Source organism: Pseudonocardia sp. DxW, from assembly GCF_058448985.1.
Genome location: NZ_JBZFLK010000002.1, coordinates 353289 through 373632, shown reverse-complemented (window position 1 = coordinate 373632; position 20344 = coordinate 353289). Strand labels below are relative to the sequence as shown.

At 73.7% G+C, this 20344-nt stretch carries 13 protein-coding genes; 7 read left to right on the top strand and 6 right to left on the bottom strand.

Features of this window, described 5'->3' with window-relative positions; all coding sequences use genetic code 11:
• The first annotated feature begins 221 nt into the window (after positions 1-221).
• Positions 222-1112, top strand: a complete 891-nt coding sequence (locus tag ACVJO7_RS04515) for an ATP-grasp fold amidoligase family protein (RefSeq protein WP_491671836.1) — start codon at positions 222-224, stop codon at positions 1110-1112.
• 26 nt (positions 1113-1138) lie between these two features.
• Here ACVJO7_RS04515 and ACVJO7_RS04510 read toward each other — a convergent pair whose 3' ends face one another.
• Complete coding sequence (locus ACVJO7_RS04510) at positions 1139-2587, bottom strand: lipopolysaccharide biosynthesis protein (protein ID WP_491671835.1); 1449 nt, start codon at positions 2585-2587, stop codon at positions 1139-1141.
• 349 nt (positions 2588-2936) lie between these two features.
• Between ACVJO7_RS04510 and ACVJO7_RS04505 the strand changes: the two genes are divergently transcribed.
• From ACVJO7_RS04505 to ACVJO7_RS04490, 4 genes are all read left to right on the top strand, one after another.
• On the top strand, positions 2937-4043 hold the full coding sequence (locus tag ACVJO7_RS04505) for an FAD-dependent monooxygenase (protein ID WP_491671834.1): 1107 nt from the start codon (positions 2937-2939) through the stop codon (positions 4041-4043).
• Positions 4044-4172: 129 nt separating this feature from the next.
• Positions 4173-5444: an FAD-dependent monooxygenase gene (locus ACVJO7_RS04500; RefSeq protein WP_491671833.1), complete on the top strand. Its 1272-nt coding sequence runs from the start codon at positions 4173-4175 to the stop codon at positions 5442-5444.
• A gap of 225 nt (positions 5445-5669) precedes the next feature.
• Positions 5670-7028: a hypothetical protein gene (locus tag ACVJO7_RS04495; RefSeq protein WP_491671832.1), complete on the top strand. Its 1359-nt coding sequence runs from the start codon at positions 5670-5672 to the stop codon at positions 7026-7028.
• Positions 7029-7103: 75 nt separating this feature from the next.
• The gene (locus ACVJO7_RS04490; RefSeq protein WP_491671831.1) at positions 7104-9596 is read left to right on the top strand and encodes an ATP-dependent Clp protease ATP-binding subunit; all 2493 of its coding nucleotides are present in this window, start codon (positions 7104-7106) and stop codon (positions 9594-9596) included.
• 134 nt (positions 9597-9730) lie between these two features.
• On the opposite strand, the gene ACVJO7_RS04485 is transcribed toward ACVJO7_RS04490, so the two are convergent.
• Positions 9731-10660: a hypothetical protein gene (locus tag ACVJO7_RS04485; RefSeq protein WP_491671830.1), complete on the bottom strand. Its 930-nt coding sequence runs from the start codon at positions 10658-10660 to the stop codon at positions 9731-9733.
• 334 nt (positions 10661-10994) lie between these two features.
• Between ACVJO7_RS04485 and ACVJO7_RS04480 the strand changes: the two genes are divergently transcribed.
• Together ACVJO7_RS04480 and ACVJO7_RS04475 are read left to right on the top strand one after the other, a co-directional pair.
• Positions 10995-11903: a cation diffusion facilitator family transporter gene (locus ACVJO7_RS04480; RefSeq protein ID WP_491671829.1), complete on the top strand. Its 909-nt coding sequence runs from the start codon at positions 10995-10997 to the stop codon at positions 11901-11903.
• 136 nt (positions 11904-12039) lie between these two features.
• The gene (locus ACVJO7_RS04475; protein WP_491671828.1) at positions 12040-13218 is read left to right on the top strand and encodes an NADH:flavin oxidoreductase/NADH oxidase; all 1179 of its coding nucleotides are present in this window, start codon (positions 12040-12042) and stop codon (positions 13216-13218) included.
• Between the two features lie 124 nt (positions 13219-13342).
• Here ACVJO7_RS04475 and ACVJO7_RS04470 read toward each other — a convergent pair whose 3' ends face one another.
• The 4 genes from ACVJO7_RS04470 to ACVJO7_RS04455 form a co-directional block, all read right to left on the bottom strand.
• The gene (locus ACVJO7_RS04470; protein ID WP_491671827.1) at positions 13343-16795 is read right to left on the bottom strand and encodes an ATP-binding cassette domain-containing protein; all 3453 of its coding nucleotides are present in this window, start codon (positions 16793-16795) and stop codon (positions 13343-13345) included.
• Between the two features lie 443 nt (positions 16796-17238).
• Positions 17239-17535: a hypothetical protein gene (locus ACVJO7_RS04465; protein WP_491671826.1), complete on the bottom strand. Its 297-nt coding sequence runs from the start codon at positions 17533-17535 to the stop codon at positions 17239-17241.
• Entirely contained in the window at positions 17532-18698 is a 1167-nt protein-coding gene (locus tag ACVJO7_RS04460; protein ID WP_491671825.1) for an AAA family ATPase, read from the bottom strand. The genes ACVJO7_RS04465 and ACVJO7_RS04460 overlap by 4 nt, the downstream gene beginning before the upstream one ends.
• 132 nt (positions 18699-18830) lie before the next feature.
• Positions 18831-20288 carry an RNA polymerase sigma factor gene (locus tag ACVJO7_RS04455; protein ID WP_344026377.1) on the bottom strand — a complete coding sequence of 486 codons (1458 nt, stop codon included), beginning with the start codon at positions 20286-20288 and terminating at the stop codon, positions 18831-18833.
• Positions 20289-20344: the final 56 nt, after the last annotated feature.

Below are 20344 nucleotides of genomic sequence, written 5' to 3'. Positions count from 1 at the left end.
GGTGTGCGCGGCGCATCACGCACCCACCGACATTCGTCCGGAGGGGTTATCGCCGACCTTGCACCACAAGGGCGTTGCTCCGACAGTGTGATCATTGTCGTCGAACCGGAAGGGCTCCGGATTCGAAGGGGTAGTCGTCCGCCGGTGCCCCGGCGTAACCACCTGCTGGCACGACGTGCCCGGGGACGGGTGGCGAGAGGGGCTCCTCTATCCTCCCGAGAATGTCGTTCGACGCTCGGGTGATGCTGTCCCGGCGGCTCCGATTCCTGCCGCACCGCGCATTCGCGATCATGCACCACACTTTGTTCCAGGGCGAGATCACGACGTTCCGGAAGCCGAAGACCTACGCACAGTTGCTGGCGAAGAAAAATCTCGGCGAACAGACCGAACTCGTGCACGTCACCGCGGACAAGTACCGGGTGCGCGCGCACGTCGCGGACCGGATCGGGGCCGAGCACCTGATCCCGCTGATCCAGGTGGTGGAGCGGGCCGAGGACCTCGACCTGGAGGGCCCGCAGCGGCCCTACGTGGTGAAGGGGACGCACGGCTGCGACATGACCATCCTGGTCCCGCACCCGGCCGCCGCCGACCACGCCCGGATCCGGGCGACGGTCGCGCGCTGGCTGCGCACCGACTTCTTCCGGCACGGCTGGCGGGAGCGCCCCTACCAGGGCCTGACCCCGCGGGCGGTGGTCGAGGAGATGATCGGCGACGGGCAGGGGGCGCCGAACGACTACAAGTTCTTCGTCTTCCACGGCGAGCCCGCCATGGTCGTCGTCGACCAGGACCGGTTCGTCGCGCACACCTCCACGATGATGCACCCGGACTGGGTGCCGTTCCGGATCTCCGGGCGGTTCTCCCAGGCCCGGTCGCTGCCGGAGAAGCCGGCGGGCTACGAGCGGATGCTCGAGATCGCCCGTGCGCTGGGCAAGGACTTCACGTTCGCCCGGATCGACCTCTACGACGTCGACGGGCACGTCTACTTCGGCGAGATCACGCACAACCCGGGCGGCGGGCTGGTCCGGCTCCGCCCGCGGGCGTTCGACCGGGCGCTGGGCAACTTGTGGCGCAACGGAACCCCGATCCCCGAGCGGTTCATCGACCGGGGCTGAGGGTCACTCAGGGGGCACTCCCGGGGTCACTCCCGCACGCGCGGGATCCGCCGGGTCGGGCCGTCGTCGGCGGGCCCGGCCGGGCCGCCGCCGTCGTCGTTGCCGTCGCCGCCGTCGTCGATCCGGCCGATCACCTCGGTGACCTCGCCGGCGCCCGGATCGGTGGGGGCCGGCCCGCGGGCGGGCACCGGACGGGTGCCGCGCAGCCAGCGCACGACGATCGGCGCCAGGAACACCGCGAGCAGCAGCTCGGCGGCCAGCCAGGACCAGCCGACCGCGTCGAGTCCCAGCGAGGGCGAGAGCAGCATCGTCCCGCCCAGCACGACGACGGCGTGCACGAGCTGCTGCACGGCCAGCGGGCCGGTCCGGTTCGCCAGCCGGGAGCGGGTCATCCAGAGCGTGACGACGACCCGCGGGAGCATCGAGATCATCAGCAGCTGCAGGAGCAGCGAGGCGTTCTCGGCGTACTCGCGGCCGTAGAGCAGGAGCAGCAGCGGGGCGGCCAGCGCCACCAGCAGCGCCGCCGGGAGCACGATGACCGCGATCCGGCGCAGGATCGAGCGGGCCAGCAGGTGCGCCCGCGCCGGGTCCCGCGATCCCTCGACGACCAGCGACGAGGTGATCGCCACCGACAGCATGTTCATCGCGATGAACACGGTCTGCGCGGGCAGCAGGTAGGCGCTCTGCTGCGGGCCCAGTAGCTGGATGATCAGGACCGGCAGGAACGACGACGTCGCCTGGTTGAACACCTGGCCGACGTAGTCGCCCGCCATGTAGCGGCGCAGGGTCGCCGGGGCGGGCGCGCCGGCACCCGGTTCGGCGGCGGAGGCGGCCGCGTGCCGGGGGACCAGCCGGCGCGCGATCAGCAGGGTGAACGGCACCAGCAGCGCCAGCACCGGGGCGGACCAGGACGTGAACACGCCGTCGGAGACCGAGGTGAACGACACCGCGACCAGCAGCACCAGCTTGACGACGCCGTAGACGCCGTTCTCCAGCGCCACCCACATCGCCGAGCGCAGGCCGGTGAACACCTGGTCCTGCAGGTTGAAGATCGACCAGGCGGCCGTCGAGACCACGAACCAGATCGCGAATCCCGGCGAGACCCACAGCGGGTCACCGGGGGAGTGGACCAGGTTCAGGTAGATCATCACCCCGGCGGCGGCGACGGTGCCCAGACCGGCCGACACCGCGTAGGCCAGCCGCACCAGCCGGGCCGAGTCGTTCCCCGCGGTCGGCAGGAACCGGATCAGCGCCTGCCCGAAGTTCAGCGTGGTCAGCACCGAGATGAGCATCATCAGGTTGACCAGCGCCGAGCCGCGCCCCACCTCCTCGGGGCTGTAGGTGCGCGCCGCGAAGATCCAGTAGAGCAGGCCGAACCCGGAGTTGACGACCGTGTTCAGCATGAGGGCGTAGGCGTTGCGGTAGAGCGGGTTGCCCATCTCCCGGCGCACCGAACGGACCCGTCCGGCGAGCATGCCGCCGACGCTCACCGGGCGCCCGCACGGCGCGTGGTCAGCGGGGCGGTGCCGCACCCGGCGGCGCTCGCAGCGAACACGCCGCCCACGCTAACGATGACCCGCCGTCGACGATGGTCCGGGTGGCACCGGCGGCCGCACACCCGATCGGGGTTCGCAAACGTTGCGCTACGGTGCCACTCCATTGGGGTGAACACCTGAACCGAGGGGGCTTCGGTTGCGTATAGCGTGCGTCGGAGGCGGGCCCACCGGCCTCTACCTGGCGATTCTCGCCCGTCTACGGTCCGGGGGCCGAGACGAGGTGGTCGTTCACGAGCGCAACCGGCGCGGCTGGACGCACGGTTTCGGTGTGACGTTCGGCGAGGACCTGCTCGACGACTTCTTCCGCACCGACCCCGCCGGCGCCCCCGCGCTGCGCCGGGCGTCGCGGCTGTGGAGCGACCAGATGGTGCGCATCGGCGATCTCAAGCCGGTGCACCTCGGCGGGAAGTACGGCTACTCGATGGCCCGGGTCACCATGCTGGAGGTGCTGACCGAGCGCGCCGAGCAGCTGGGCGTCGATCTGCGGTTCGGCAGCAACGTCACCGGCCGGGACGAGATCGACGCCGACGTCGTCGTGGCCACCGACGGGGTCGGCAGCCGGTTGCGCACGGCCCGCGCCGGGCACTTCGGCACCACCGTCGAGCCGGGGGAGAACCGCTACGTCTGGCTCGGCACCGATCGCTGCGTCGACGTGTTCACCTTCGCCTTCGAGCGCACCGACGCCGGCTGGATCTGGTTCTACGCCTACCCGTCCGCCGACGGCGCCAGCACCTGCATCGTGGAGTGCGCGCCGGACACCTGGACCGGGCTCGGCCTGGACTCCGTGCCGGCGGCCGACGGGCTCCGAATGCTGGAGTCGATCTTCGCCGACGCGCTCGGCGGGCACCGGCTGCTGGCCCCCGCCGGCGGCGACGGGTCGGGCGAGCTGCCCTGGCTGCGGTTCCGCGAGGCCCGCAACCGCACCTGGCGCGACGACGACCTGGTGCTCGCCGGGGACGCCGCGCACACCACGCACTTCGGGATCGGGTCCGGCACCGTGCTCGCCGTCCAGGACGGGGTGGCGCTGGCCGACGCCCTGTACGCGACGCCCGAGAGCCGGGCCACCGCGCAGGGCCGGATCGCCGCGCTGTCCGCCTACGACGCCCGGCGCCGCGCCCGGCTCGGCCCGATCCAGGACATGGCCCGCCGCAACATGCAGTGGTTCGAGCGGGCCGGGGAGCGGCTGGAGCGCGGCGAGGACCCGGTCGAGTTCTCCTGGGCGCTGCTGGACCGGCGCGGCGACATGGGCCGCCTGCACTACCGGCTGCACCGGGCGACCCAGATCGGTCCGGTCCGCCAGGTCCGCCGCACCCTGACCAGCGCGCGCCGGGTCCGGCGCGCCGCCCAGCGCGGCGAGCGGGGGGCGATCGGCTGAGCACACCGCGCGTCACCTGATCCGTCACGGTCCGGACCGGAACCGGCTACCCCTCGTAGCGCCGGTGTCCGGTTCCTGCCCTACCCTGACGCCGAGCCCGTTCCCCGGCGGGCACGGAAGGGACCTGGCGTGAAGATCGTCTGCGTGGGTGGTGGCCCGGCCGGCCTCTACACCGGCATCCTGGCGCGGCTGCGCTCCGGTGGCCGGGACGAGGTCGTCGTCGCCGAACGCACCGCGCCGGGTACCGCGTCCGGATTCGCGGTGACCCTCGGTGAGGACATCCTGGACGAGCTGTACCGGACCGACCCGGTCGGCGCCGAGGGCGTCCGCGCCGCCGCGCACGTCTGGGGTGACCAGGTCGTCGAGGTCGGGGACGAGACCGTCCACCTCGGCGGCCGGTACGGCTACTCGATCGGGCGGGCCCGGCTGCTCGAGGTGCTGACCGCCCGCGCCCGGCAGGTCGGCGTCGACCTGCGGTTCGAGACGGCCGTCGCGCCCGACGGCGATCTCGCGGCCGATCCGCTCACCGCCGACGCGGACGTCGTCGTCGCGGCCGACGGGATCGGCAGCGCGATCCGCACCGAGCGGGAGCACGACTTCGGCACCCGGATCGCGCACGGCGCCAACCGCTACGTCTGGTTCGGGACGTCCAAGCCGTTCCGCGCGTTCACCTTCACCTTCGAGTACACCCGGGCCGGCTGGATCTGGTTCCACGCCTACCCGGCCGCGGACTGCGTCAGCACCTGCATCGTCGAGTGCACCCCGGACACCTGGCGCGGGCTGGGGCTCGACACCATGCCCGCCGACGAGGCCATGCGGATGCTGGAGGGGATCTTCCACCGCTCGCTGGACGGTGAGTCGCTGATCGCGCCGCCCGGTGCCGGGGACTCGCCCTGGCTCGAGTTCCGGGAGGTCCGCAACACCTCGTGGCGCTCCGGGAACGTGGTCCTCGCCGGCGACGCCGCGCACACCACGCACTTCGCGATCGGGTCCGGCACCGTGCTCGCCGTCGCCGATGCGATCGCGCTCGCCGAGGAGCTCTACCCGGCGCACGGCCCGGACGGCGCGGTCGAGCCGGTCACCGACGTCGAGGCCGCGCTGGCCGCCTACGACGCGCGCCGCCGCGCCGCGATGGCACCGGTGCAGGACATGGCCCGGCGCAGCATGCAGTGGTTCGAGACCGTGCCGCAGCGTCTCGACGGCGTCGACGCGATCGAGTTCTCCTGGTCGCTGCTCGACCGGCGTGGCGACCAGGGGCCGCTGCACCGGCGGCTGCACGAGGCCACCCAGATCGAGCCGGTGCGGCAGGTCCGCCGGCAGCTGACCTTCGCCCGCCGGCTGCGCCGCGCGCTGCGCCGGGGCGAGGTCAGCCCGGTGTCCACGCTCACCGGCTGTCCCTGAGCGTCCCTGAGCGCCCGCCCGGCCGGCCCCGGGCCGCCCGGCGCCGCCCGTGAGGACGGTCCGTGTCCGGGGTGTCACGGTTCGCCGGGATCTGCCGGTGAATCCTGATAATCCTGTGTGAACGTTCAACGGCGCCTGTCCGGAACGGCCCGCGGTCGGTGAAGATCGGGTCGGGCCGGTTCCCGTCGCGACGTCGGTCGCCCGCCGGTCCTGGACGGGGGAGCGGTGCCCGGACGACGCCTGTACCGCTGGGCCGGTGCGCTCGTTGCGGTCGTCGCCGTGACCGCGCCCGCCGCGCTCGGCGCCGGGACGGCCCCGGCCGGACCTGCGCCGGCCGGACCGTCCGCGGTCGCCGCCGCATCGCCGGACCCGGAACAGCCGGCGCCCGGCCCGGCGCCCGCTCCCGCGCAGGCGGCCGTGCCCGCCCCGGCCCCCGCCTCCGGCCCGGGCCGCGCGGCCGACGTGCCGGGTCCCGTCCCGTCGGCCGTCGCGATCGCGCCGCGACCGTCGTCCGGCGCGCCCGGCACCGGACCGGCGGTGACCGGACCCGGCCCGGCCGGGCCGTACCTGCCCGAACCGCAGGCCGACGTCGCACCGGTGCCGGACGGCGCCCCGGCCGCCGGGGGCGGTGAGCCGGCCGCCGACGGCGGAGAGCCGGCCGGCGACACCGCCGCGGCGGATCCGGCGGTGCCGCCCGCCGGGCCACCGGACGCGCAGCCGGAGTCGGCCGCGTCGCTGCTCTACGGGACGACCCGGGACCTGCTCCTCGCGATGATCGAACCGGGAGCCGACGCCGGGATCGCCCCGCGCGAGGCCGTCACCCTTCCGCCGGGCACGATCCCGGTCGCCCGGGAGGACGAGGAGGGCCTGCAGCTGTCCTGGGCGCTGCTCGACACCGCCACCGGCCGCTGGACCGGCTCCGCCGACGCCGACAGCACCCGCACCGAGGCCGAGTCGACGATCAAGGCGTGGCTGGCCGCGGACACCCTGCGCGCCGCGGCCGAGGCAGGGCGCCCGGTCACCGAGGCCGAGCGGGCCGACATCTCGGCGTCCGTGCGGGCGAGCAGCAACTCCGCCGCGGAACGGCTCTACCGGCGGGGCGGCCGGGAGGCCACCACCGACCGGCTCGCGGCCGAGTGCGGGGTGTCGGTGACCACGTCGCGACCCGGCTGGTGGTCGTTCACCCAGCTCAGCGCCCTGGACGCGGCCGCGATCCTGGCCTGCGTCCGGGACCGCGCCGAGGAGTGGCCGGGCGGGTCCGAGCTGCTCACCGACCTGGCCTCGATCACCCCCGACGGGCGCTCCGGGATCCACGGCATGCTCCCCGGCGCCGTCGCGGAGAAGAACGGCTGGACCCGGCACGGCGCCGGATACTGGAACGTCAACTGCGTGCTCGCCTGGGAGAACCGTGCACTCGCGGTGCTCACGACCTACCCGGCCGAGCGGGACGTCGAGTTCGGCTGGGCGGCCTGCCGCGACGTCGCCTCCGACGTGCTCGCCGCGGACGGTGTCACCGTCGCCCCGGACGTGCTCGCCGCGGACGACGGAACCGCGGCCCCAGACACCCTCACCGGCAACGGTTGAGCCGCACCGCGCGGGTTTCACCCGCCGGACCGGCGGGAACGCCTCCCAGCGGCGAAACCCGACGAGAGGTGACTGATGACCGGCTTCTTCGGTCCCGGCGACCCCCGTGGACCGGTGCACCGGATCGACCTGAACCGGCTGATGAGCGCCGGTGCCAGGGAGATCATGGCCCACGCGGCACAGGAGGCCGTGCAGCGGTCCGGGCGTGGCGACGCCGACCTGGACGCCACCCACATCCTGCTGGCCTGCGCACGCACCGAGACGACCCGGCAGTGGATCACCCGGGCCGGTGGCGATCCCGACGTGATCGCGCGGACGCTCGACGAGCGGCTGCCGCGCGGTGACGGCACCGATCCGCGTCCGCCGTCGCTCACCCCGTCGGCGAAGCGGGCCCTGCTCGACGCGCACCAGATCTCCCGCTCGCTCGGGTCGACCTACATCGGCCCGGAGCACCTGCTGCTCGCACTGGCGGCCAACGAGGAGTCCGCCGCGGGGCGGCTGCTCGCCCGCTCCCGGTTCGCGCCGGGCTCGATGACCGACGGCCGGACCCCGCAGGCCGGACCGGTCCCCGAGCAGCCGGACTCCGCCACCCCGACGCTCGACCGGTACGGCCAGGACCTGACGGTCGCCGCCCGCGGCGGCCGGCTGGACCCGGTCGTCGGGCGGGACGACGAGATCGAGCAGACCGTCGAGGTGCTCTCCCGCCGCACCAAGAACAATCCGGTGCTGATCGGCGAGGCGGGCGTCGGCAAGACCGCCGTCGTCGAGGGCATCGCGCAGCGGATCGCCGACGGCGAGGTGCCCGACACCCTGCGCGCCCGCCGCGTCGTGCAGCTCGACCTGGCGGGCGTCGTCGCGGGGACCAAGTACCGCGGCGACTTCGAGGAGCGGATGCGCACGCTGATCGAGGAGATCCGCGAGCACTCGCACGACCTGATCGTGTTCATCGACGAGCTGCACACGATGGTCGGCGCCGGCACCGGTGGCGGCGAGGGCGGCGCGATGGACGCCGGCAACCTCCTCAAGCCCGCGCTGGCCCGCGGCGAGCTGCACGTGATCGGCGCGACGACGCTCGACGAGTACCGCAGCCACATCGAGTCCGACTCCGCGCTGGCCCGGCGGTTCCAGCCCGTCCTGGTGCCGGAGCCGTCGGTCGAGGACACCGTGTCGATCCTGCGTGGCCTGGCCGACCGCTACGAGGCACACCACCAGGTCCGGTACACCCCGGATGCGCTGCGGGCAGCGGTCGAGCTGTCCGACCGCTACGTCACCGAGCGGTTCCTGCCGGACAAGGCGATCGATCTGCTCGACCAGGCGGGGGCCCGGGTGCGGCTGCGCACCCGCACCCCGACCGTCGACCACCGGGAGATCGAACAGCGGATCGAGCAGCTGACCCGGGACAAGGACCAGGCCGTCGCGCACGAGGACTACGAGCGGGCCTCCCAGCTGCGCGACGAGATCACCGAGGCCCGGGCCCGGCTCGCCGCCGATCCGGCGGATCCGGGTGGGAAGGCGCCGACCGTCGGCGTCGACGAGATCGCCGAGGTGGTGTCGCGGTCGACCGGGATCCCGGTCACCCAGCTGACCGAGGCCGAGCGGGACCGGCTGCTGAGGCTGGAGCACGAGCTGCACCGGCGCGTCGTCGGGCAGGATCCGGCGGTGACCGCGGTCGCCGAGGCGATCCGCCGGTCGCGCTCCGGGCTCGGGGACGAGGACCGCCCGGTCGGCAGCTTCCTGTTCCTCGGCCCGACCGGGGTCGGGAAGACCGAGCTGGCGCGTGCGCTCGCCGAGGCCCTGTTCGGCGACGAGGACCGGATGGTCCGGCTCGACATGAGCGAGTACGGCGAGAAGCACACCGTGGCCCGGATGGTCGGGTCCCCACCCGGTTACGTGGGGTACGGGGAGTCCGGCGAGCTGACCGAGGCCGTCCGCAGGCGCCCGTACTCGGTGCTGCTGCTCGACGAGATCGAGAAGGCGCACCCGGACGTCTTCAACACCCTGCTCCAGGTGCTCGACGACGGCAGGCTCACCGACGGCCAGGGCCGGACCGTCGACTTCCGGCACACCGTCGTCGTCATGACGTCGAACGTCGGCTCCGAGCTGATCACCGGGCACGGCATGACACTCGGCTTCGGCTCCGCGGCGGCCCAGGAGGCCACACCGGCCGAGCGGGAGGACGCGGTGCTCGCCGACCGGTTGATGCCGCGGCTGCGCGAGGTGTTCCGGCCGGAGTTCCTGAACCGGATCGACGAGACCGTCGTGTTCCGGCGGCTGGACACCGAGCAGCTGGCGCACATCACCCGGCTGCTCCTCGACGACACCCGGGACCGGCTGGCCCGCAAGGAGATCGGCCTGGAGGTCGGGGACGACGCGGTCCGCCTGCTCACCGAGCACGGCTATCAGCCCGACTTCGGTGCCCGGCCGCTGCGCCGGACGATCCGCCGCGAGCTGGACAACCCGCTGTCGGCGATGCTGCTCGACGGCCGGATCGGGCCCGGCCGGACCGTCCGGGTCGGCGCCGAGGACGGCGAGCTGGTCATCGAGGCGGGGGAGCCCGCGGTGCCGTGAGGCGGCATGCCGGCCGCACCCGGCAGTCCTGCCGCACCCCGGCCTGCCGTCGCACCCCTCCCCACCGTTGCCGCACCCCCACTCCGGCGCCGCACCCGTGCAGAGCGGTGCGGCGTCGCGCGGGCGGTGCGATGTCATCGGAGTGCCTCGTGCAGGAGGCCCACCATGCCGTGTTGTCCCGGCGCCCCGATGTCGGGCCACGTCCACCGGACGACGATCAGCCCGGTCGCGCGGATCCGGTCCTCCCGGCGCTTCTCCCGCCAGACGAGTCGGCCGGCGGTCTCCGGGTCGGCGTCCGGTCCGACGAGACGCCCGTACTTCCCCCGGCCGTCGAACTCGCCCACGATCCCGTGATCCGGCCAGCCGAAATCGCAGCGGTAGGACGTGCCGGGGACCGGATACTGCAGGATCGGGGCCGGAAGCCCGGCCCGGCGCATCCCGAGCCTGCTGAGCGACTCGCCGGGGCTGCCCGAGCGGCCGTCGGCGAAGTCCACCACCCGGGCCGCCGCCGATCGCCCCCGGGACCGGGGCTGCCGGTCCAGCACGGCGGCGATCTCGCTGCGGGTGGTCGCTCCCGGCCGAGGGACCCCGTCGTCGGCGGAGCTCCCGGCGAGGCCCAGCGCGCCGTCGGCGATCACTAGTGCCCGGTCCTCCGGGAGGGTCCGCGCCAGGTCGGCGACGGTCCGCGCGGGCGAGGTCAGCCGGAGGGCGCCGAGTTCCACGACGTCCTCCGCGGGCAGCCGTGCCGGGTGGACGTGCAGCGCGGGCCGGATCCGGCCGCCACCGCCGCGCGCCCGGATGATGTGCACGCGCCGGAGCGGGACCGACCACACCGGCAGGCCGAGCAGCACGGCCGCGGTGACGTGACCGAAGACCGCGTCCGCCGCCATGTCGCCGACGGCCGTCCGTGCGGCGAGCGCGTGCGCCGCCTCGGGGGTGACAGGGCCGTCGGCGGGATCCCGGTACCGGCCCCGGCGGAGTCGCAGGATCCGGCCCGCGCGCCGCAGCCGCTCGATCTCGCCGGAGCTCAGACCGTCGGCGAGGAGCTCGCTGCGCCGCAGCACACCGGATTGGGACCGGGGAGTGAGATGCTCATGACCGCCACCATGCGCTGCGACACCCCTGCTGACCAGGGACTACTCCGTCCGACTGTGGACAACCCGCCGCCGGCGTCCACTTCGGAACGAGACTGTGGACAGACTCCTCGCTCACCGCGGCGTCCGGCGGCGGGCCGCGTCGTCGCACCCCCTGCACCGGCCCGCACCCGTTCCACCCGGTGCGCCGAGGTGCTGGGGGTGCGAGAGGAGCGCCGGGGGTCGAGGCGCACCCCGGAGCCGGCCCCCGGCCGGAGCTCCATCCGTTTAGACATGCGAATACATGCATGAGTAAGCTGCGGGCATGGGGCACGGACACGGAGGCCACGGGCACGGCGGCGCGGACCGGCGGCGGCTCGGGATCGCACTCGCCATCACGCTGTGCACCGCGGTGCTCGGCGCCGTCGGTGCCGTGCTCACCGGCTCGCTCGCGCTGCTCGCCGATCTCGGCCACCTGCTCACCGACGCCGGTGCGCTGTTCGCGGCCCTGGTCGCGTCCGTCCTGGCCGCCCGGCCGGCGACCGACCGGCGCACCTACGGCATGGGCCGGGCCGAGGTGCTGGTCGCGGCGCTGAACGCGCTGACCCTGGTCGCGGTCGTCGTCTGGGTGGCGGTCGAGGGCGTCCAGCGGATCTTCGAGCCGGTGGAGATCCCGGGCCTGCCGCTGCTGGTGATCGGCGCGCTCGGCCTGCTCGGCAACATCGCGGCGCTGGTCGTCCTGTCCGGCGGCGACCGCGGCAACATGAACATGCGCGGCGCCATGCTGCACGTCCTGGGCGACGCGCTGGGCTCGGTCGGCGTGCTCGCCGCCGCGGTCCTGCTGATGACCACCGGATGGCCGTACGCGGACACGGTCGCGTCGCTGTTCATCGTCGCGCTGATCCTGCCGCGGGCGGTGGGGCTGCTGCGCGAGGCGTCGCACGTGCTGCTGGAGGGCGCACCGAAGGGGATCGACGTGGCCGCGGTGCGCACCGAGCTGCTCGCCGTCTCCGGCGTCCGGGACGTGCACGACCTGCACCTGTGGGCGATCAACGACCGGACCCCGGCGATGTCGGCGCACCTGGTGGTGGACGAGGAGATCGAGCTGCACTGCGGTACCGGATCGGTGCTGGACCGGGCCTCGCACGCACTGCGGGAGCGCTTCGGGCTGGAGCACTCGACGCTGCAGGTGGAGCACGACGCGCACGTCGCCCACGAGAACCACTGCGGCTGAGATCCCGGCCAAGATCGACCTCACGGTGGCCCGGCCCACATCGTGAGGTCCTGTTCACGGGATCGATCCGCCGCGACATCCACCGGTGACGCACCGGCGCCATCGTGGTCGCACCCCCGACCGCGAGGAGCCCACCGTGCCCGACCTGTTCACCCCCTACACGCTCAAGGGCGTGACCCTGCGCAATCGCATCGCGATGTCGCCGATGACGATGTACCGCTCGGTCGACGGCCGGATGGACGACTTCCACCTGATGTACCTGGGCGCCCGGGCGGCCGGCGGGTTCGGCCTGGTGTTCCCCGAGCAGGTGGCGATCGCGCCGGAGGGCCGCACGACGGTGCACTGCGCCGGGATCTACGACGACGACCAGATCGAGGGCCACGCCCGGGTCACCGCGATGATCCGGAACATGGGCGGCGTCGCGGGCATCCAGCTCGGGCACACCGGCCGCAACGGCAGCGAGCTCAAGCCGTGGGTGGCGAACGAGCTGGGCCGCCAGCTGCCGCCGGACCACCCGGAGGGCTGGCAGTGCGTCGGCCCGTCCGACGTGCCGTACGGCTTCGGCAAGCGGCCGTTCCCGGTGCACGCGCTCAGCACCGACGAGATCGCCACACTGCACCGGCAGTACGCCGACGCCGCCCGGCGTGCGCTCGACGCCGGCTACCAGTGGCTGGAGATGCACTTCGCGCACGGCTACCTGGCCGCGAGCTTCTACTCGCCGCTGGCGAACCGGCGCGAGGACCGGTACGGCGGATCGCTGGAGAACCGGGCCCGGTTCCTGCTCGAGGCGATGGACGCGGTCCGCGAGGTGTGGCCGGAGGAGTACCCGCTCACCGCCCGGCTCGGCTCGGACGACTACCACCCCGACGGCGTCACGTTCGACGAGTCGGTGCAGGTGGTGGGCTGGCTCAAGGAGCACGGCCTGGACCTGGCCGACCTGTCGTTCGGCGGCAACACCGACGACATGACCGATCCGTTCTTCCCGAACGTCTCTGCCTGGGTGGAGCGCGGCGCCCGCGTCCGCCGCGAGGTGGACATCCCGGTGACGGTCAGCTGGAACCTCGGCATCCCGGAGAACGCCGACCGCGCCGTCCGGGACGAGAAGATCGACCTGGTGATGCTGGGCCGACCCGCGCTCGCCAACGCGCACTGGCCGGTCTGGGCGGCCCGCGAGCTCGGCCACCCGGACCCGTTCTCGCTGGTCCCCGAGGACTGGGGCTGGTGGCTGTCGAACTTCCGCGGCCACGACCCGAGCGTCGGCTGGCCCGCCTCCGGCGCGCCGGTGGCCGCCGACCAGCACCTCCGCTCGGCCTGAGCCGCTCCCGGTGCGGTGGTTACGGTGTGCGCCGTGACCACCGCACCGTCCGTCCCGGGCCCGACCGGCCGGTGGGCGGTCGCGCCCGACGGCACCCGGATCGGCTTCGGCTGACGCCCGGACCTCAGCCGGCCAGGTGCGACCAGCGCGCCGACAGCTCGTCCCACGGTCCCTCGTCGGCGACCCGGCCCCGGTCCAGCACGACCACCCGATCGGCCCGGGCCAGTGCGGCCCGCTTGGTGCTGGCCCCGACGACGGTGCTGCCCCGCCGGCGCAGCGCCGCCCACAGCTCGATCTCGGTGCGGACGTCCAGCGCCGACGACACGTCGTCGGCGACGATCAGCTCGGCCCCGGTGGCCAGCGCCCTGGCCATCGCGATCCGCTGCACCTGGCCACCGGAGAGCCGGATGCCCCGATGCCCGACGACGGCGTCCGGGCCGCCCGCCGCCGTGACGTCGCGGGCCAGCCGGGCGTCGTCCACGGCGGTGGCGACCGGCCGCCGGTGGGAGAGCGCGATGTTGTCGTCGAAGGTGCCGGACAGCACCCGCGGCACCTGGCCCACGAACGCGACCTGACCGGGCCGCAGGAACCGCTGCGGATCGTCGATCGCGTTCCCGTTCCACCGGATGACGCCCTCGTGCCCGACCAGCCCGGCCAGGCCCGCGAGCAGGCTGGACTTCCCGGACCCGACCTGGCCGGTGACCAGCACCAGCTCGCCCGCGTCGACGTCGAGATCGACGCCCTCCACCCCGACGGTGCCGTCGTCGTGCACCGCGGTGACCTTCTCCAGGGTCAGCCGGTGCAGCGGCTCGCGCGGCACCGGCGGCGGCTCCGGCGCCGTCCCGGCGACGATGTCGACGCCTGCCGGGAGCCGGGTCGGGTCGGTGGGCCCGGTGAACGGCGCGATCGCGCGCAGCCAGCGCCGGGCGATCGGTGCCTCGGTGACCGCGGCCGCGCAGACCTGGCCGAGGAACCCGGCGCCGTTCAGCGTCGTGGACACCAGCAGCGCGATCGCGAGGTCCCAGCGCCCGGTCAGGTACATGGCCCAGGTCAGCACGACGGCCGACTGCATCAGCACACCCGGGACGCCCTCCAGCAGCACCCGGACCCGGTACTCCCGCACGGTCGCCTGCACGCGGTGGGCGTCGACCTCCCCGAGGTGACGCGCCACCACGCCGGTGGCGGCGGCCAGCTTCACGGTGCGGGCCGCGTCGAGCGCCGAGCCGAGCGAGGTGCCGAACCGCGCGCGGGCGTCCGCCGCGGCCCGCCCGGCCCGCCCGGCGAACGGCGCACCGACCGCGGCGATCCCGGCACACAGCAGCAGGAACGCCCCGATCACCGCGGCCACCCGGACGTCGCCGGCGACCAGCCCGGCCACCACCACGACGATCACCGAGTTCACGACGTCCACCCAGCGGTCGACGTAGAGCACCATCCGGTCCGAGTCGAGGGCGCGCGCCACCACCTCGCCGGCCGGCGCGCGGCCGCCGCGGTGCTGCATGGTCTGGCCGCGCAGCACCGCCAGCCGCAGCCGCAGGGTGGTCGCCGTCCACCAGCGCGGGTAGGTGCGGAACGCGACCGCGATCCACACCGGGAACAGCAGCAGCACCCCGGTGAGGACGACCGCCGGGCCCCACGGCGTCCCGCCGCCCTGCAGGGCGGCGGCGACCTGCCCCCACAACCAGCCGGTGACGACGCCTGTCGCGCCGGCCAGTGTGGCGATGGTGAACATGAGCCCGCCGAGGAGCCCCCAGCGCGGGTGCACGAACGCCAGCCGCAGCGTCGTCCGCCACAGCTTCGGGGCCGGGAACGGCGCGGCTGCGGGCACCGGGCGGCGGGCCGACCGGTGCGGCAGGCCGTCCCCCGCCGGCCCGGACCGTTCGGCCGGGCCGGCCTGCGGCCCGTCGAGGTCGCCGGTGGAGGCGAGCAGCTCGGCGTAGTGCCCGGTCCCGGCGGCCAGCTGCGCCCGGTCGCCGTGCTCGACCAGCCGGCCGTCATCCAGCACGGCGACCGTGTCGGCCCGCCGGATCGTCGAGAGCCGGTGCGCGACGACGATCCCGGTCCGGTCGGCCAGCAGCGCCTGCGCCGCGCCGGTCACCCGCTCCTCGGTCCGCGGGTCCATCCGGGCGGTCGCCTCGTCCAGCACGACGACGGCGACGTCGCGCACCAGCAGCCGGGCGAACGCCACGAGCTGCTGCTCACCCGCGGACAGCGTGATCCCGCCGCTGCCCAGCCGGGTGTCCAGCCCGTCGGGCAGCGCGTCCACCCAGCCGTCCAGGCCGAGCGCCGACACCGCGGCCCGCACCGCGTCCCGGGACACCGCGGGATCGAGCAGCGCGATGTTCCCGGCCAGCGTCGTCGCCAGGATCTCGGTGCGCTGGGTGACGACGCCGATCCCGCGGCGCAGGTCGTCGAGGGCGATCGTGCGGACGTCCCGCCCGCCGATCAGGACCTGCCCGGGCGGCGGCTCGATCGCCCGGGACAGCACCTTGGCCACCGTCGACTTCCCGGATCCGGTGCGCCCGACGAGCGCGCAGGTCGTCCCGGCGGGGACGTCCAGGTCGATCCCGGCGAGCCGGAACCCGCCGTCGTACCCGGCGGTGAGGCCGCGCAGCTGCACGCCGACCGGGCCGTCGGGGAGCGGCAGGCCGCCGTCCGGCTCCCGCTCGGCGAGCAGCAGCGAGCGGACCCGGGTCAGCGCGCCGATGCCGGCCTGGATGTCGGGCATCCGGTCGACGACCGCGTCCACCTGGGAGACGAAGGCGGTCACCAGGATCCACAACGTGACCAGCGCGGCGATCCCGCCCGGATCGCCCGCGACGAGCCACACCCCGCCGAGCGCGACCGCGCCGAGCAGGGCGTGCGCGACGAACCCGGCGCGCAGCCCGACCTGGGTGGCGGCGACACAGGTGGCGTGCACCCGCGCGATCACCGCGGCGGCCCGCGCCGCGTAACCGCGCACGACGTGCGGCTGCCCGAGTGAGGTGCGGACGTCGTCCTGCCCGGCGATCGCCTCCTCCAGCTGCGCCGAGTGATCGGACCAGGCGGTCTCCTCGGCGACCTTGCAGCGCGCCAGCCGAGGTGTCAGCGGCCGGACCACCAGCACGACCAGCGCCGCGACCAGCGGGAACGCGATCCAGGCCGGCCAGAACACGAGCCCGGCGGCGATCCAGGCCAGCACCGAGCGGATCAGCGCCCGCCCGGTCTCCCAGCCGATCCCGCGGATCAGCTGGGCGAGCTGGCGGGCGTCGTCGTCGACCCGGTCGAGCAGCTCGCCGACCGCCTGGTCCTCGAGCCGGGGGAGGGTCTGGGCGAACGCGGAGTCCAGCAGGTCGGCCCGCAGCCGGCCCTCGGCGCGGCCGACGACCCCGGCGAACAGCACGCGCCCGATCGTGTCCAGCACGGCCGCACCCAGCAGCAGCGCGGCGAGCAGCATGACCAGGGTGCCGGTCGGGCCCGCGGCGACCCGTCCGACGACGGTCGCGGCGATCGCCTCCGCCGCCGCCGCGACCACGGCGGTGCCCACCGCGACGGCGGAGGCGGGCCCACCGAGCCGACGCCACGTCAGCGCGCGCACCAGACACCCCCCGGGGACCGGACCGTGTGGGCGCGGGATCTCCGGCGCCGGTCCGTGATCGACGCTAGCCCTGCGGAGCGGCCGGCGCCGCCGGTTTTCGGGGTCCGATGTGGACGGACATCAGGGGTGCGCTACCAGGTTCCGGCCCGGACGAGCCGGTCGATCTCGTCCAGCGTGCGCCGGAGGCTGGGGGCCCGCTCCGCCGCGACCTCGGGCCGCCATGCGGTGCGGCAGTACTCCGCCACGAGGGAGGCGTACTCCGGTCCGGGTCCGGACGCCACACCGGGCGGCGGCACCATTCCGGACCGCACGGTGCGGCTCCGCGACGCCCGGCAGCACGTCGTGAGCGCATCCTTCGGATGCTCGAGTGCTTCCGGATCCGGTGGAACGCGTGCGAGGGACACCGCGTAGTAGGCGGCGAACGCCTCGCGGTCGGCGAGCAGCTACGCGTCCACGCTCCGGACCACAATGCGGAACGCGAGGCTGCCCGACTGGCGCTCGCGCGCGAGTAGACGCTCACGGAGCCTGACCGGGCAGCCGCCTGCCTCGCGGTCCAGATCGCGCAGTGCGAACCACGCTCCGTGTAGGGCTGCCCGGTTGTAGACCTGGATGCGTGCGTCGAAACGGCCCTTGCCGCCGGTCACGACCACTCGCCGGGGGTCGACGTCGAGATCACGGGAACGCAGGATCGTCTCCGCGACCGCCAGGTCGGTGACACCCTCGACGACCAGCCCGATCACCGCCGGCCCAGGGAAACCTGCGCGAGCCCGGCGACACCGGGCGGCTCGGTCAGCGGGAGCGCCACCTCAGCGACCGACATCCCCTCGTCGACCAGCGTGACGGACCGTTCGTCGTCGGAGAGGACGAGTCCCTCGGTCCCGTCGGCGGTGGGCGTCAGGATCAGCACCTCGTCCGGACGGATCCCCTCGTCCTGCAACAACTCCGGGCTGTGCGTGGTGAGCAGGATCTGGGCCGAGGTGCTCCGCTGGGCCCGCGCCAGCACGGTCGGGAGCATCCGGATGACCGCAGGGTGCAGCGACAGCTCCGGCTCCTCCAGCAGGATCGGGGCGCCCTTGCGGCCGACCTCGACCAGCGACCACAACACACCGATGAGTCGGAGGGTGCCGTCGCTGAGATCGCGTTCGTCCTGACGCGCACCGGTCGTGCGCCAGTTCGTGTAGCGGGTCTCCAGATGTGGCCGGCCGGTGGAGTCGACCGTGACCTCCAACGACGAGAACTGGGGTACCGCCAGCTGGAGAGCGGCCGTGATCTGGCGGAGCCACGCGTCGCGGGTCCTCGGGGCGACCTTGTTCATCCGTGCGATGAAGTCGCCCCCGAACGGATCGTCGTTCGCGTCGCCGGAGCGACTGGCGTCGCGGATGACCTGTGGCACGAGATGGAGGTAGCGGGTCTCGGCGAAGAAGTCCGCGACCGTCCGGAACTCCTTGTTCGCCGAGATCTGCTCCAGCGCGGTCTGCGTCAGACGTTCGGGATCGGCGTCGTCCTCGGTGTCCGGCCTGTTCAGGACCACACGGTCGCCGTGCTTGACGATCTCCTGCGCGACGACGGCACGGTGCAGCCCACGCGGCTCGCTCCGGAAGGACACCGAGTACGTCCAGGGTTCGCCGTCGTCGTCGCCGCCGATGACGGCGCTCACGCCGACCCAGCCGTGGTGATTGTTGCGGGCGAACAGGCAGCGCAGCCGGCTGAGCCCACCACGTGTCCGGACGGCGTCCTGCAGCCCCCCGCCGGGGGCGGCCAGATCACGCAGGAACCGGATCGAGTCGAGGAGGTTGGACTTGCCGGAGGCGTTGGACCCGATCACGATCAGCCGCGGGCCGACCGGGATGTCGAGATTCTTGAACGTCCGCCAGTTGCGCAACGTCAGATGCAAGATCCGCACGAGCCGTCCCGACCCCTCTCCCGCCGTAGCTGCCTGCCCGCAGCCTAGTCAGCACTGTGCCCCGAGGACCCGACACACACGAGTGCCCCGGTCGCATCGCGACCGGGGCACTCGTCGACCGGAGTCGTCGGATCAGTCCAGGTAGTCCCGCAGCACCTGGGACCGCGACGGGTGGCGCAGCTTCGACATCGTCTTCGACTCGATCTGGCGGATCCGCTCGCGGGTCACGCCGTAGACCTGGCCGATCTCGTCGAGCGTGCGCGGCTGACCGTCGGTCAGGCCGAACCGCAGCCGGACCACACCCGCCTCGCGCTCGGACAGCGTCGCGAGCACCGACTGGAGCTGGTCCTGCAGCAGGGTGAAGGAGACCGCGTCCACGGCCACCACGGCCTCGGAGTCCTCGATGAAGTCACCGAGCTGCGAGTCGCCCTCGTCACCGATGGTCTGGTCCAGCGAGATGGGCTCCCGGGCGTACTGCTGGATCTCCAGCACCTTCTCCGGGGTGATGTCCATCTCCTTGGCGAGCTCCTCGGGAGTGGGCTCGCGCCCGAGATCCTGGAGCAGCTCACGCTGTATGCGGCCGAGCTTGTTGATGACCTCCACCATGTGCACCGGGATGCGGATGGTGCGGGCCTGGTCGGCCATCGCGCGGGTGATGGCCTGCCGGATCCACCACGTCGCGTACGTCGAGAACTTGTAGCCCTTGGTGTAGTCGAACTTCTCGACCGCACGGATCAGGCCCAGGTTGCCCTCCTGGATCAGGTCCAGGAACGCCATGCCGCGGCCGGTGTAGCGCTTGGCCAGCGACACCACCAGTCGCAGGTTGGCCTCGAGCAGGTGGTTCTTGGCGCGCTCGCCGTCCCGGACGATCCAGCGCAGGTCGCGCCGCATCTGCGGGGAGAGCTTCTCGTTCGACTCGAACAGCTTGCGGATCCGCTCCGCGCCGTAGAGGCCGGCCTCGATCCGCTTGGCGAGCTCGACCTCCTCCTCGGCGTTGAGCAGCGCCACCTTGCCGATCTGCTTGAGGTAGGCCCGGACGGAGTCGGCGGAGGCGGTGAGCTCCGCGTCCTTGCGCGCCTGGCGCAGCGCCTCGGACTCCTCCTCGTCCCAGACGAAGTCGGCCGACTTCTGCTGCGACGCCCGGGTGGTCGGCGCCACCCGGTTCTTGCCGGTGTTGGTCTCGTCGTCGGAGTCGTCGTCCTCGTCCGGCTCGTCGGCGGTGTCGGTCTCGTCGGCCGCCGCCTCGGCGATGTCGGCCTCGATGTCCTCGGCCTCGATCTCGCCGTCCTCGAGGTCGACCGCGGCCTCGTCGAGCTCGACGCCCTCGCCGTCCGTCGCCGGGTCGGTCCCCTTCTTCGGGGCCGCCTTCTTCGGACCGGTCTTCGGAGCCGCGGTCTTGCGGGTACGCGTGGCCGCCTTCTTGACGGTGCTGTTCGCCGTGGTGGTGGACGCGGCCGCACCGGACGTACGGCGGCTGCGGGATGCGGGACCCGACGTCGGTTCGACGGTCGAGTCGCTGCGTGCTGCGGAGTCTGCGGCTGCCACCTGGGCCCTCTCGCTACGTGCGCTGGAGTCGTTACGCGACCGGATCGCCGGGATGTCCGCCGGGCGGCGGGATCACGGATCGGTCGGAATGTTCTGTCCTG